Below are 12,659 nucleotides of genomic sequence, written 5' to 3'. Positions count from 1 at the left end.
GGAGCGGAGGAGGGCGCACGGCCAGTCGATGCGCCTAGGGAGGATGAGCGATGGATGACGCGCTGAGGGAACTCGGCCAGCATGTCGCCGCGCGCCGCAGCGACAGCGTGATCGGCTGGGAGGTGACGCATGGCGAGCTGAACGTGACCGCCGCCCCGTCCGCGATCGTGGGGCTGGTCGAATTCCTGCGCGCGGACGCCACCTGCCGGTTCTCGACGCTGGTCGACATTACCGCGGTCGACTACCCCGAGCGCGAGGTGCGCTTCGACGTGGTCTATCATTTCCTGTCGATGTACCAGAACCAGCGTATCCGGCTGAGATGCGCTGTCCGCGAGGAAGAGATGATCCCCTCGATCGCGACCGTCCACCCCTCGGCCAACTGGTTCGAGCGCGAGGTGTTCGACATGTTCGGCATCATCTTTTCGGGCCACCCGGACCTGCGCCGCATCCTGACCGATTACGGCTTTCGCGGGCATCCGCTGCGCAAGGATTTCCCGACCACCGGCTATACCGAGGTGCGTTATTCCGAGACCGAAAAGCGCGTGGTCTACGAGCCGGTCAAGCTGACTCAGGAATACCGGCTGTTCGACTTCATGAGCCCGTGGGAAGGCGCGGACTACATCCTGCCGGGCGATGACAAGGCCGCCGGGGCCAAGGGGCGGCCATGACCGGAGAGGGTACGCTCATGTTCGGGGTCGGCGCGACCAAGGCGGGCACCTCGTGGCTGCACCGCTATCTGGAGGGGCATCCAGACTGCCACCTGCGCTCGATCAAGGAACTGCATTTCTTCGATGCGCTTGAAGGCGGGCGACTGCAACGGGCGCGGGCCGAACTGAATGAGGAGCGCGCCCGTCTGGCCGTTCGTCCGGTTCCGGCCAACCGCGCCCGGGCCGAGACGCGTGCCCGGCGGCTGAAGGACATGGCGGACTGGTCGTCGGCATTGGAGGTGGGCACCGAGGCGGCCTATCTGGACTATCTCGAGTCCGGACGCGGCACCCGCCGCCTTATTGCGGACATAACACCTGCGTATTCCCTGCTGCCGGTGGGGCGATTGAAACGGATGGCGGCGATGGCGTCGGATGTGCGCTTCGTCTACCTTTTGCGGGACCCGGTCGACCGGCTCTGGAGCCATGTGCGCATGATCGCGCGCCGCCGCGCCAATCCGGGCGAGGCGATCGGGCCGAGGGCGGGGCGCATTCTTGCGCGCGTCATTGCGGGCGACGAGGCCCATATTGCCGAGCGGGGCGATTACCGATCGGTGCTGACCCGGCTGTGGGCAGCGGTCGATCCGACGCGGCTTTGTCTTTCCTACTATGAGGAACTGTTCTCGCAGTCCTCGATCGACCGGATCTGCGGGTTCCTGGGGATCGCGACCAGGCCGGCCGAACTGGGTGTGCGGGTGCATGCGGGCGTGCCGGTGCCGATGAGCCGCGAGCAGCGGCGCGCGGCGGCGGAATGGCTGGCGCCGCAATACGATTTCGTGGCAGAGCGGCTGGGACGCGTGCCCCCTGTCTGGCAATCGCATCGGGTGGGGGTGTGAGATGAAGGACAACGCCATGGGCGCGCGGGCGGGTGAGCAGACCATCCGCAACTTCAACATCAACTTCGGGCCGCAACACCCTGCGGCGCACGGCGTTCTGCGTCTTGTCCTGGAGCTGGACGGCGAGATCGTGGAACGTGCCGACCCGCATATAGGGCTGTTGCATCGCGGCACCGAGAAGCTGATGGAAAGCCGCACCTATCTGCAGAACCTGCCCTATCTGGACCGGCTGGATTACGTCGCGCCGATGAATCAGGAACATGCCTGGTGCCTGGCGATCGAAAAGCTGACCGAAACGCAGGTGCCGCGCCGGGCGCAATTGATCCGCGTGCTTTATTCGGAGATCGGCCGGGTGCTGAACCACCTGCTGAACGTCACCACGCAGGCGATGGATGTGGGCGCCCTGACGCCGCCGCTCTGGGGCTTCGAGGAACGCGAAAAGCTGATGATCTTTTACGAGCGGGCCTGCGGGGCGCGGCTGCATGCGGCCTATTTCCGGCCCGGCGGCGTGCATCAGGACCTGCCGCCCGCGCTGATCGAGGATATCGACGCCTGGGCCGTCGATTTCCCCCGGGTGCTTGACGATCTGGACGGGCTGCTGACGGAGAACCGGATCTTCAAGCAGCGCAATGTCGATATCGGCGTCATCACTCAGCAAGAGGCTCTGGACTGGGGCTTTTCCGGCGTGATGGTGCGCGGATCGGGCATGGCGTGGGACCTGCGCCGGGCGCAACCCTATGAATGCTATGACGAGTTCGAGTTCCAGGTGCCCATCGGCAGGAATGGCGATTGCTACGACCGCTATCTGGTGCGCATGGAGGAGATGCGCCAGTCCACTCATATCATCCGGCAGGCCTGCGAAAAGCTGCGGCGCGAACCGGGCGAGGTGCTGAACCGTGGCAAGATCGCGCCGCCGACACGGGCCGAGATGAAGACCTCGATGGAGGCTCTGATCCATCACTTCAAACTATATACCGAGGGTTTTCACGTTCCGGCAGGCGAAGTCTATGCCGCGGTCGAGGCGCCCAAGGGCGAGTTCGGGGTCTATCTGGTGGCGGATGGCGCCAACCGTCCCTATCGCGCCAAGCTGCGTGCGCCGGGCTTCCTGCATCTGCAGGCGCTGGACCACATGACACGCGGCCATCAACTGGCCGATGTCGCCGCGATCATCGGCACGATGGACGTGGTGTTCGGAGAGATCGACCGGTGAGCCGGCCGGTCGTCATATCCGCCCGCGCTGCGGGCTGGACTTGCGCCGGTGCTGGGGCCGGCGGAGAGATCCGTTTGCCGCGCATCGCGGCGGGCGGTGCTGGGGTGTCGACGGGGGGCCGTCGGCATGACAAGGGGGCTGTTGTGAAACCGGGGGGCGGCATCGGGTCGCCCACGGACCGGACCGCGCGGCGATGCGCGGGAACCATGACAGGGGCGCGTCTTGCCGCGCTCGCAACCCAAGGAGTGACATCCATGAAGACCCTCAAGACCCTGGCGATCCTCGCCGCCCTTTCGCCTGCCGCGGCCATGGCCGAATCCTCGGTCTCGGCGTCCGATCTCGACAAGTTCCGCGCGGCGATGACCGGAACGAACTGCATGGTCAACAATGAAGAGCAGGCTGGCCAGGTGGAACGCGCGACCGGTTTCAGCGAGGACAGGCTGGAGGCCATCGTCGTCGAACTCCGTAAGCGTGGCGAGATCGAAAACATGAACGATCAGGGCGGCATCCGCCTGATTTCGGGAGACTGTGCCAAGTAATGCTGAGACGTCTGCACCACGAGCAACCGGACAGCTTCGCGTTCACGCCCGAGAACCGGGCGTGGGCCGAGGCCCAGATCGGCAAGTATCCGCCCGGTCGGCAGGCCAGTGCGATCATCCCGCTTCTGTGGCGTGCCCAGGAGCAGGAGGGCTGGCTGACCCGGCCAGCGATCGAGCATGTCGCCGACATGCTGGACATGGCGCATATCCGGGCGCTCGAGGTGGCGACGTTCTACTTCATGTTCCAGCTATCCCCGGTCGGGTCGTTGGCCCATGTGCAGGTCTGCGGCACGACCTCCTGCCTGATCTGCGGGGCCGAGGACCTGATCGGGGTCTGCCGCGAAAAGATCGCCGACAAGCCGCACCGGCTGTCGCCCTGTGGCCGATTCAGTTGGGAAGAGGTCGAGTGCCTGGGTGCGTGCTCGAACGCGCCGATGGTGCAGATCGGCAAGGATTACTACGAGGACCTGACCGCCGAACGGCTGGCCTTCATCCTCGACGAACTGGCCGCGGGCCGGGTGCCGCTGCCGGGGCCGCAGAATGGCCGCTTTGCCTCGGAACCTCTGGGTGGGCCGACCAGCCTGACCGGGCAGGGTGGGCGGCGGCTGGAGCGGAACGCTTCGGTCGATCTGGCCCGGACAATCGGCGACACGATCAAGCGGATCGACGGGACCGAGGTGCCGCTTCTGACGCCCTGGAGGCGTGCGGGGGCTGCGGCGGAAGACGTCAAGACAGATGGCGGCTGACGCGCTACAAAGGGCGTCGGATGAACAACCGTCGAAGCGGAGACAAGAGATGAATATTTCTCGCAGTGAAGCGAAGTTCAAGATGGCCATCTTCTGGTGGCTTGTGGCCGCCGTGATTGGCGTGACCGTCATGGCCTTCCTCGTCTGGATCGGCATCTGGGCCCTCGTGGCCTTTGCCGCGGGCGCAGGCACCGGTATCGTTGCAGGGTTCTTCCTGATCGCGAATTTCTGCCGGACCAACGAAGAGATGGCCGCAAGCGCCAAGGCGCTGCGCGAGGGCGAGGCTGCCCGCAAGCCCTATCTCGATGCGAATGCCGCCAAGGTGATCGTGCCGTCGAAGAAACCGGGATCGGGAACTGTGAAGGTTGCACCGACCGTGCCGAAATCGGCCCCCAAGGCGGCCGTTGCACCGAAACCGGCGCCCAAACCTGCCACTGCCCCGGCCGCCGCGCCTGCGCCGGTGGCAGAGGCCGGCAAGCGTCCCGCTGCGCTCAAGGCGCCGCGCAAGGGCGGCGCGGACGATCTGACCCGCATCAAGGGTGTCGGGGCCAAGCTTGAAAAGCTGTGCAACGATCTGGGCTTTTACCACTACGATCAGATCGCCAACTGGACGCCGGAAGAGGTGGCTTGGGTCGACGAGAACCTCGAAGGCTTCAAGGGCCGCGTGAGCCGCGACGAGTGGGTTGCGCAGGCCAAGGTTCTGGCCGCGGGTGGCGAAACGGAGTTTTCCAAGAAGACCGACTGAGGGAAACTCGACTGAGCAAGCTGCGACGGGTGGGGCGAAGACAGACGACGCGCGGCGGATCAAGGAGCCGGGTCCAGCAAGATGGACCGGCCCCCGACCCCGCCGCCCGCCTTCCCCGCGGAGCCGGGCCGAGGGCAGGGTAACCTGCCCGTCGGCCGCCGCACCCGGCCTGTGTCGGGTTCTGTGCCCTGCCGCCTTGTGTGGGGCGCGACATGGAAGATCCGGCAGAACGGCCGGGACCAACGGGGATGAGCCATGCTGACCGATCAGGACCGCATCTTCACCAATCTCTACGGGATGTATGACCGCACCCTCTCCGGCGCGCGGTCCCGTGGGCACTGGGACGGCACGGCGGCACTCATCGCCAGGGGACGCGACTGGATCATCGACGAGATGAAGAAATCCGGTCTTCGCGGCCGTGGCGGCGCAGGTTTCCCCACCGGTCTTAAATGGTCCTTCATGCCGAAGGAAAGCGACGGGAGGCCGCACTACCTGGTCATCAACGCGGATGAATCCGAGCCGGGCACCTGCAAGGACCGCGAGATCATGCGCCACGACCCCCACACGCTGATCGAGGGGGCGCTGATCGCGAGTTTCGCGATGGGGGCGCATGCGTCCTATATCTACATCCGCGGGGAATACATCCGCGAGCGCGAGGCGCTGCAAGCCGCGATCGACGAAGCCTATGAGGCCGGGCTTCTGGGCCGGAACGCCGCGAGAACGGGCTGGGATTTCGACCTGTACCTTCATCATGGCGCCGGGGCCTATATCTGCGGCGAGGAAACCGCGCTTCTGGAAAGCCTCGAGGGCAAGAAGGGCATGCCCCGGATGAAACCGCCCTTCCCGGCGGGCTCGGGGCTTTACGGCTGCCCGACCACGGTGAACAACGTCGAATCCATCGCCGTCGTGCCCACCATCCTGCGCCGGGGCGGCGACTGGTTCGCCAGCTTCGGGCGACCGAACAATGCGGGCACCAAGATCTTCGCGATTTCGGGCCATGTGAACCACCCCTGCGTCGTCGAGGAAAGCATGTCGATCGGGCTGCGCGAGCTGCTGGACCGGCATTGCGGCGGTGTGCGGGGCGGCTGGGACAATCTCAAGGCGGTGATCCCCGGCGGCTCGTCGGTGCCGCTGATCCCGGCCAGGATCTGCGACGAGGCGATCCTGGATTTCGACTGGCTGCGCGAGCAGCACTCGGCCTTCGGCACGGCGGCTGTGATCGTGATGGACCAGTCCACCGATGTCATCAAGGCGATCTGGCGGCTGGCGAAATTCTACAAGCATGAAAGCTGCGGCCAGTGCACCCCTTGCCGCGAGGGCACCGGCTGGATGATGCGGGTGATGGAGCGGCTGGTCACCGGCGAGGCCGAGATCGAGGAGATCGACATGCTGTTCGACGTCTCGAAACAGGTCGAGGGCCACACGATCTGCGCGCTCGGCGATGCAGCGGCATGGCCGATCCAGGGCCTGATCCGGCATTTCCGCGACGAGATCGAGGACCGCATCAAGGCCCGCAAGACCGGGCGGCTCAGCGCGGTTGCGGCCGAGTGAGAGGCAGGGCGCACATAAGCGCGACCGTGCGGGGCTGCTATTGCATAGCAGCGCCCCTCGGCCCCATTTCGGGCAGCGGTGGGGGCCGGTTGTCGGCGCCCCGCGCCGTCGCGAAAGGAATTCCGCCCATGCGCCTGATCCTCTCTGCCGCCCTTGCCCTGGTCATGGCCGCCACGACCGTCCAGGCCGCCGAGGCCCGTCCGCCGCTGCGCGAGCATGCCGAGGTCAATCGCGGGCTGACCGTGATCGCCATCGCCGACATGATCCGCAAGAATTGCGACAGCATCGAGCCCAGGATGGTCCGCGCCTATGGATTCATGCGCTCGTTGAAGAACTTGGCCAGCGCCGCGGGCTACTCCGACCGCGAGATCGAGAACTATGTCTCGGACAAGGCCGAGAAGAAGCGTATCGAGGACGCCGCCCGCGCCTGGCTGGTGGCGCGCGGCGTGCGGCCGGGCGAGGCGGCAAGCTACTGCCCGGTGGGCCTCGCTGAGATCGCGCGCAACAGCCAGGTCGGCGTTCTGTTGAGGGCGCGATGAGCGTGGGGGCTGGGCAGCACAGCGCCGGCGCGGCGGCAGGAATCGGTACGAGAGGCCCGCGCCGATAGGCGTGCGCGGCAGGGATACGACAGGGCAAGGGCATGGCAGAGCTACGCAAGATCATCATCGACGAGCACGAGATCGAGGTCGACCCCGCGATGACCGTGCTTCAGGCTTGCGAACTGGCGGGCATCGAGGTGCCGCGCTTCTGCTATCACGAACGGCTGTCGATTGCCGGGAACTGCCGGATGTGCCTTGTGGAAATCGTCGGCGGCCCGCCGAAACCCGCGGCCTCCTGCGCGATGCAGGTGCGCGACCTGCGCCCCGGCCCCGAGGGTCAGCCGCCCGTCGTGCGCACGAAAAGCCCCATGGTCAAGAAGGCGCGCGAAGGGGTGATGGAGTTCCTGCTTATCAACCACCCGCTGGACTGTCCGATCTGCGACCAGGGCGGCGAATGCGATCTGCAAGACCAGGCAATGGCTTATGGCGTGGATTTCAGCCGTTACCGCGAGCCCAAGCGCGCCACCGAGGACCTGGACCTTGGCCCGCTGGTGGCGACCTGCATGACGCGCTGCATTTCCTGCACCCGCTGCGTGCGCTTCACGACCGAGGTCGCGGGGATCACCCAGATGGGCCAGACCGGGCGCGGCGAGGATGCCGAGATCACGTCCTATCTGGGCCAGACGCTGGACAGCGAATTGCAGGGCAACATCATCGACCTGTGCCCGGTCGGCGCGCTGACTTCCAAGCCCTATTCCTTCACCGCCCGGCCGTGGGAACTGACCAAGACCGAGACCATCGACGTGATGGACGCGTTGGGCTCGAACATCCGGGTGGATACCAAGGGCCGCGAGGTGATGCGCATCCTGCCGCGCAACCATGACGGCGTGAACGAGGAATGGATCTCGGACAAGACCCGCTTCGTCTGGGACGGGCTGCGCCGCCAGCGGCTGGACAGGCCCTATATCCGCGAGAACGGCAAGCTGCGCCCCGCCACCTGGCCCGAGGCGCTGGCGGCAGCCGCCACGGCGATCAGGGGCGCGCGGAAGCTTGCGGGGCTCGTGGGCGATCTGGTGCCGGTCGAGGCCGCACTTGCGCTGAAGGATCTGGTCGAGGGGCAGGGCGGGCATGTGGAATGCCGTGTGGACGGGGCGCGGTTGCCGGCGGGCAACCGTTCGGCCTATGTCGGCAATGCCGCGATCGAGGATATCGAGCACGCCCGCAACATCTACCTGATCGGCACCAACCCGCGCGCCGAGTCGCCGGTGCTGAACGCGCGGATCCGCAAGGCATGGCTGCATGGGGCTAGTGTGCAGCGGGTCGGGCAGGTTGCGGATCTGACCTTTGATGTCGCCGATCTGGGCGCGGACCGTGCGGCGCTGGCGCGTCTGGTCGAGGGCGCCGGGCCGCAGGACGACGCGCTGGTGATCGTCGGGCAGGGCGCGCTGCGCGAGGCCGATGGCGCGGCGGTGCTGGCAGCGGCGATGCTGCTGGCCGAGAAGACCGGCGGCGGGATGCTGGTGCTGCACACGGCCGCCGCGCGTGTCGGCGCGATGGACCTGGGCTGCGTGAGCGCGCTTGGTCTTGCCGGGCTGATGGAGGGCGCGGATGTCCTGTTGAACCTGGGCGCGGACGAGATCGACATCGCGCCCGGCCCCTTCGTGATCTACCAGGGCAGCCATGGCGACCGGGGCGCGCACCGCGCCGACGTGATCCTGCCCGGTGCCGCCTGGACCGAGGAGGCGGGGCTGTTCGTCAACACCGAGGGCCGGGCGCAACTGGCGCTGCGCGCCGGTTTCCCGCCGGGCGAGGCGCGCGAGAACTGGGCGATCCTGCGCGCGCTGTCGGGCGAACTGGGCGCGGCGCTGCCCTATGATACGCTGGCGGCGCTGCGCAAGCGGCTGGTCGGGCGCGTTCCGAATCTGGGCCTGATCGACGAATTGCCCGAGAACACCTGGGATCCGCTGCCCGCCGCGCCGCTCGGCAGCGGGGCGTTCCTGCCTGCGGTCGCCGATTTCTACCTGACCAATCCGATCGCGCGGGCCTCGCGGCTGATGGCCGAACTGTCCGCAAATGCCAAGGCGCGCCGCTCGCCGCCATTGGCAGCGGAATAGCCGGTGCGGGGTGCTCGCCGTCATATCGCGCCGGTGGTGGCACTTGCGTTGATGGCCGGAACGGGGGCCTGTGCGCCCAACGTGCCGCCGCCGGCCCAGCCCGGGGCCGATGCAGGCGTTGCGGCCCGAGCGGGCGCGCGCGCACCGGCCTATCTGGGCGCCGAGGCGGTGGTGCTCAGCTCCGATCTGGTGAACATGGTCGTACGGATGCGCGATCCGGAAAGCACCGGAATGATCGAGGCCTATGCCCGCTGCGCGGCGGCGAATTTCGCGCTGGTTCAGGGCATGAACTTCCTGCGCCCGGTGCGCACGCAGATCGGCACGGAACCAGGCGGCGTGGTCAAGGCCGATGCCGTCTACACGATGTCGGCGGCTCTGCCCGAAGGGATCAGGACCATCGACGCCGAGGTGGTGGTGGCCGATTGTGTCGGGCAAGGCATACCGGTGGTCTGAGGAACGAAGGGACGAGATGGCGGATTTTCTGGATACCGGCTTCGGGGTGGCGCTGACGATCATGGCGCAGTCGCTGATGGTCATTGCCTTCGTGATGATCTCGCTGCTGTTTCTCGTCTATGGCGACCGCAAGATCTGGGCGGCGGTGCAGCTGCGCCGTGGGCCGAACGTCGTGGGCGCCTTTGGCCTGTTGCAGACGGTGGCCGACGCGCTGAAATATGTGGTCAAGGAGGTCATCGTGCCTGCGGGCGCGGATCGGCCTGTCTTCCTGCTGGCGCCGATGATCGCCTTTGTCATGGCGATGCTGGCCTGGGCGGTGATCCCGTTCTCGGACCGTCTGGTGCTGGCCGATATCAACGTGGCGATCCTTTATGTCCTCGCGATCTCCTCGCTCGAGGTCTACGGGGTCATCATGGGAGGCTGGGCCTCGAACTCGAAATACCCCTTCCTCGGCTCGCTGCGCTCGGCGGCGCAGATGATCTCCTACGAGGTATCCATCGGGCTGATCATCATCGGGGTGATCCTGTCCACCGGCAGCCTGAATTTCGGCGCCATCGTCGCGGCGCAGGATGGCAGTTTCGGGATCTTCTCGTGGTACTGGCTGCCGCATCTGCCCATGGTGTTCCTGTTCTTCATCTCGGCGCTGGCCGAGACCAACCGCCCGCCCTTCGACCTGCCGGAGGCGGAATCGGAACTGGTGGCGGGCTATCAGGTGGAATACTCCTCGACGCCGTTCTTGCTGTTCATGGCGGGCGAATACATCGCCATCTTCCTGATGTGCGCGCTGATGACGCTGTTGTTCTTCGGCGGCTGGCTGTCGCCCATTCCGGGCCTGCCCGACGGGGCGCTCTGGATGGTGGCCAAGATGGGGGTGTTCTTCTTCCTCTTCGCCATGGTCAAGGCCATCGTGCCGCGCTACCGCTATGACCAGTTGATGCGGCTGGGCTGGAAGGTGTTCCTGCCGATGTCGCTGATCTGGGTGGTGATCGTGGCGTTCTTCGCGAAATTCGAATTGTTCGGCGGCGCCTATGCCCGTTGGGCGGTGGGAGGCTGAGACATGGTGCGTATCCTTCTGATGACGGTTGCCCTGGCGGTCGGCGGTCTTGCCGGACCGGCGGCAGCACAGCCCGACGCGGTTGCCATGGCATGCTTTGAAAAGGGCGATTTCGTCTGCGCCTATCGTGAGTTCACCGATTTAATGACATCGGAGAGCCGCGCGCCGCTCGAGGGCCCCGAGGGCGATCTGAGCATCGCCGGCGCGCGCTGGGAGGTGTTGTTCCGCATGGCTGTGCCGCAGTTGGGCAACCGGGCCGCGCGAACCGAAGCCGAGCGCCTGCTTGAAATCGTCCGGTCGGACCATGGCGACACGCGCTTCATGTATGCGACGCTGCATCTGGTGCGGGCCGAGACCTGTGCGGCACTGGGCGACGACGCCTGCGCCGCCGAGAGCCGTGACGCACTTTGTGCCAACCAGGAGATCTGGGCCGCCCCCTTCGCGATGCCCGCCCAGGGGGCCGAGATGACCGCACGGGTTCAGGCCCTGATGTCCCAGTGCGAGGAGTGACATGAGACCGAGCGAACACAGGCGCACCTGCTGGCCCGTCGCGGCCCCGGGCCTCCTCTGCCGCGCGGCCCTGCGCTGCGCACAGTCCCGCGAACAGGAGACCGTCCAATGACTACAATGGACTGGAAACGCGCCGGGAAATACTTCCTGCTGCTGGATTTCCTCGAAGGCTTCCGGCTGGGGATGAAATACTTTCTCGCGCCCAAGACCACGCTGAACTACCCGCATGAAAAGGGGCCGCTTTCCCCCCGCTTCCGCGGCGAACATGCGCTGCGCCGCTATCCCAATGGCGAGGAACGCTGCATCGCCTGCAAGCTGTGCGAGGCGATCTGTCCGGCGCAGGCCATCACCATCGACGCCGAACCGCGCGAGGACGGCTCGCGCCGGACCACGCGCTATGACATCGACATGACGAAATGCATCTATTGCGGCTTCTGCCAGGAGGCGTGTCCCGTGGATGCCATCGTCGAAGGCCCCAACTTCGAATTCGCCACCGAAACCCGCGAGGAACTGTTCTACGACAAGCAGAAACTGCTTGAGAACGGCGACCGCTGGGAAGCCGAGATCGCCCGCAACCTCGAACTGGATGCACCCTACCGATGAGCGGATACGCCAAACTCTTCGAACAGATGCTTGAGCAGAGCCACAAGATGGCCCGCGCCTTCAACCCGGCGCTGGAAAGCTTCCAGGTGCACGGATTCGACAAGCTGATACCGACCATGCCCAAGGACTTCATCGAGATGATGTGGGGCAACACCTTCAACCGCGAGGGGCTGGATGCCAAGACGCGGCTTCTGGTGGTGCTGGCGGGGCTGACGGTGCTGGGCGCGCAGGCCGACACGCAGTTCAAGCTGACCGTGCGTCACGCGCTCGAGGCGGGGGCCACCGAACGCGAGATCGCCGAGGTGATCTATCAGATGGCGATGCTGGGCGGCATCCCGGCGATGACGCGCGCGCTGGAACTGGCGCAGACCGTGTTCGACGAGCGGCACAGGAACGAGGAGGACGGCGGATGAGCGTCGCGGATTTCGCATTCTACTGCTTTGCCGCGGTCACAGTCGCGTCGGGGCTGTTCGTGGTGCTGGCGCGCAACCCAGTCCATTCGGTGCTGTGGCTGATCCTGGCCTTCCTGTCATCCGCGGGGCTGTTCGTTCTCCTGGGGGCCGAGTTCGTGGCGATGCTGCTGGTCATCGTCTATGTCGGCGCCGTGGCGGTGCTGTTCCTGTTCGTGGTGATGATGCTCGATGTCGATTTCACCGAACTCAAGGCCCGGATGGCGGCCTATTTCCCCATCGCGGCGCTGATCGGGGCGGTGTTCCTGGCGCAGCTCGTGATGGTTTTCGGTGTCTGGCAGAGTTCGGACGGGGCGGCGCTGCTGCGCGGCGCGCCCACGCCCGACCCGGCCGAGATGCATAACACCAGGGCGCTGGGGAACCTGCTTTACGACCAGTATATCCACCTGTTCCAGGCGGCAGGGCTGATCCTGCTGGTGGCGATGATCGGGGCAATCGTGCTGACGCTGCGCCACCGCACCGATGTCAAGCGTCAGGACGTGCTGGCGCAGATGTATCGCGACCCGGCCAAGGCGATGGAACTGAAGGACGTAAAACCGGGGCAGGGCCTCTGACCCCGGAGCAACCAGAACAGGCGGGCAGGAC

At 66.2% G+C, this 12,659-nt stretch carries 14 protein-coding genes and 1 pseudogene; all 15 read left to right on the top strand.

The annotated features are described in order from the left end of the window. Positions 1 to 50: 50 nt before the first annotated feature. The 15 genes and pseudogenes from NHN26_RS09575 (at position 51) to NHN26_RS09505 (ending at position 12,628) form a co-directional block, all read left to right on the top strand. Positions 51 to 668, top strand: a complete 618-nt coding sequence (locus NHN26_RS09575) for an NADH-quinone oxidoreductase subunit C (protein ID WP_253089259.1) — start codon at positions 51 to 53, stop codon at positions 666 to 668. Further along, complete coding sequence (locus NHN26_RS09570; RefSeq protein ID WP_253089258.1) at positions 665 to 1,540, top strand: sulfotransferase family protein; 876 nt, start codon at positions 665 to 667, stop codon at positions 1,538 to 1,540. The genes NHN26_RS09575 and NHN26_RS09570 overlap by 4 nt, the downstream gene beginning before the upstream one ends. A gap of 1 nt (position 1,541) precedes the next feature. After that, complete coding sequence (locus tag NHN26_RS09565) at positions 1,542 to 2,750, top strand: NADH-quinone oxidoreductase subunit D (protein WP_253089257.1); 1,209 nt, start codon at positions 1,542 to 1,544, stop codon at positions 2,748 to 2,750. A 254-nt stretch (positions 2,751 to 3,004) separates the two neighbouring features. Beyond that, complete coding sequence (locus tag NHN26_RS09560) at positions 3,005 to 3,289, top strand: hypothetical protein (RefSeq protein WP_253089256.1); 285 nt, start codon at positions 3,005 to 3,007, stop codon at positions 3,287 to 3,289. Next, positions 3,289 to 4,005 (top strand): annotated as a pseudogene (gene nuoE, locus NHN26_RS09555) (NADH-quinone oxidoreductase subunit NuoE); the annotation flags it as partial. The gene NHN26_RS09560 and the pseudogene nuoE, both read left to right, overlap by 1 nt. 19 nt (positions 4,006 to 4,024) lie before the next feature. After that, entirely contained in the window at positions 4,025 to 4,780 is a 756-nt protein-coding gene (locus tag NHN26_RS09550) for a helix-hairpin-helix domain-containing protein (RefSeq protein WP_253089255.1), read from the top strand. Between the two features lie 255 nt (positions 4,781 to 5,035). Beyond that, positions 5,036 to 6,331 (top strand): NADH-quinone oxidoreductase subunit NuoF, encoded by a 1,296-nt coding sequence (gene nuoF, locus NHN26_RS09545; protein ID WP_253089254.1) that lies wholly within the window; start codon positions 5,036 to 5,038, stop codon positions 6,329 to 6,331. A gap of 128 nt (positions 6,332 to 6,459) precedes the next feature. Then, on the top strand, positions 6,460 to 6,870 hold the full coding sequence (locus tag NHN26_RS09540; protein WP_253089253.1) for a DUF5333 domain-containing protein: 411 nt from the start codon (positions 6,460 to 6,462) through the stop codon (positions 6,868 to 6,870). A gap of 101 nt (positions 6,871 to 6,971) precedes the next feature. Beyond that, positions 6,972 to 8,984: an NADH-quinone oxidoreductase subunit NuoG gene (gene nuoG / locus NHN26_RS09535; RefSeq protein ID WP_253089252.1), complete on the top strand. Its 2,013-nt coding sequence runs from the start codon at positions 6,972 to 6,974 to the stop codon at positions 8,982 to 8,984. A gap of 51 nt (positions 8,985 to 9,035) precedes the next feature. Next, positions 9,036 to 9,437 carry a YNQ4 family lipoprotein gene (locus NHN26_RS09530; protein ID WP_253089251.1) on the top strand — a complete coding sequence of 134 codons (402 nt, stop codon included), beginning with the start codon at positions 9,036 to 9,038 and terminating at the stop codon, positions 9,435 to 9,437. Between the two features lie 16 nt (positions 9,438 to 9,453). Next, positions 9,454 to 10,491 carry an NADH-quinone oxidoreductase subunit NuoH gene (gene nuoH / locus NHN26_RS09525; RefSeq protein WP_253089250.1) on the top strand — a complete coding sequence of 346 codons (1,038 nt, stop codon included), beginning with the start codon at positions 9,454 to 9,456 and terminating at the stop codon, positions 10,489 to 10,491. A 3-nt stretch (positions 10,492 to 10,494) separates the two neighbouring features. Next, entirely contained in the window at positions 10,495 to 11,001 is a 507-nt protein-coding gene (locus NHN26_RS09520) for a hypothetical protein (protein WP_132543154.1), read from the top strand. 108 nt (positions 11,002 to 11,109) lie between these two features. Continuing rightward, positions 11,110 to 11,604 carry an NADH-quinone oxidoreductase subunit NuoI gene (nuoI, locus tag NHN26_RS09515; RefSeq protein WP_253089249.1) on the top strand — a complete coding sequence of 165 codons (495 nt, stop codon included), beginning with the start codon at positions 11,110 to 11,112 and terminating at the stop codon, positions 11,602 to 11,604. Beyond that, positions 11,601 to 12,017, top strand: a complete 417-nt coding sequence (locus tag NHN26_RS09510) for a carboxymuconolactone decarboxylase family protein (RefSeq protein WP_132696271.1) — start codon at positions 11,601 to 11,603, stop codon at positions 12,015 to 12,017. Before nuoI ends, NHN26_RS09510 begins: the two co-directional genes overlap by 4 nt. Continuing rightward, a complete protein-coding gene (locus tag NHN26_RS09505) occupies positions 12,014 to 12,628 on the top strand; it encodes an NADH-quinone oxidoreductase subunit J (protein WP_253089248.1) in 615 nt (204 codons plus the stop codon). The genes NHN26_RS09510 and NHN26_RS09505 overlap by 4 nt, the downstream gene beginning before the upstream one ends. Positions 12,629 to 12,659: the final 31 nt, after the last annotated feature.

Origin of the sequence: Rhodovulum tesquicola, assembly GCF_024128855.1 — a bacterium.
Lineage (GTDB): Bacteria > Pseudomonadota > Alphaproteobacteria > Rhodobacterales > Rhodobacteraceae > Rhodovulum > Rhodovulum tesquicola.
Note: the sequence above shows the minus strand (reverse complement) of the source record. Positions and strands in the feature narration are given on the sequence as shown.

What these genes read in the sequence shown, in the direction of transcription:
- NHN26_RS09575 (WP_253089259.1), top strand. Translation starts at nt 51, where the DNA reads ATGGATGACGCGCTGAGGGAACTCGGCCAGCATGTCGCCGCGCGCCGC.
- NHN26_RS09570 (WP_253089258.1), top strand. Translation starts at nt 665, where the DNA reads ATGACCGGAGAGGGTACGCTCATGTTCGGGGTCGGCGCGACCAAGGCG.
- NHN26_RS09565 (WP_253089257.1), top strand. Translation starts at nt 1,542, where the DNA reads ATGAAGGACAACGCCATGGGCGCGCGGGCGGGTGAGCAGACCATCCGC.
- NHN26_RS09560 (WP_253089256.1), top strand. Translation starts at nt 3,005, where the DNA reads ATGAAGACCCTCAAGACCCTGGCGATCCTCGCCGCCCTTTCGCCTGCC.
- NHN26_RS09550 (WP_253089255.1), top strand. Translation starts at nt 4,025, where the DNA reads ATGGCGGCTGACGCGCTACAAAGGGCGTCGGATGAACAACCGTCGAAG.
- nuoF (WP_253089254.1), top strand. Translation starts at nt 5,036, where the DNA reads ATGCTGACCGATCAGGACCGCATCTTCACCAATCTCTACGGGATGTAT.
- NHN26_RS09540 (WP_253089253.1), top strand. Translation starts at nt 6,460, where the DNA reads ATGCGCCTGATCCTCTCTGCCGCCCTTGCCCTGGTCATGGCCGCCACG.
- nuoG (WP_253089252.1), top strand. Translation starts at nt 6,972, where the DNA reads ATGGCAGAGCTACGCAAGATCATCATCGACGAGCACGAGATCGAGGTC.
- NHN26_RS09530 (WP_253089251.1), top strand. Translation starts at nt 9,036, where the DNA reads ATGGCCGGAACGGGGGCCTGTGCGCCCAACGTGCCGCCGCCGGCCCAG.
- nuoH (WP_253089250.1), top strand. Translation starts at nt 9,454, where the DNA reads ATGGCGGATTTTCTGGATACCGGCTTCGGGGTGGCGCTGACGATCATG.
- NHN26_RS09520 (WP_132543154.1), top strand. Translation starts at nt 10,495, where the DNA reads ATGGTGCGTATCCTTCTGATGACGGTTGCCCTGGCGGTCGGCGGTCTT.
- nuoI (WP_253089249.1), top strand. Translation starts at nt 11,110, where the DNA reads ATGACTACAATGGACTGGAAACGCGCCGGGAAATACTTCCTGCTGCTG.
- NHN26_RS09510 (WP_132696271.1), top strand. Translation starts at nt 11,601, where the DNA reads ATGAGCGGATACGCCAAACTCTTCGAACAGATGCTTGAGCAGAGCCAC.
- NHN26_RS09505 (WP_253089248.1), top strand. Translation starts at nt 12,014, where the DNA reads ATGAGCGTCGCGGATTTCGCATTCTACTGCTTTGCCGCGGTCACAGTC.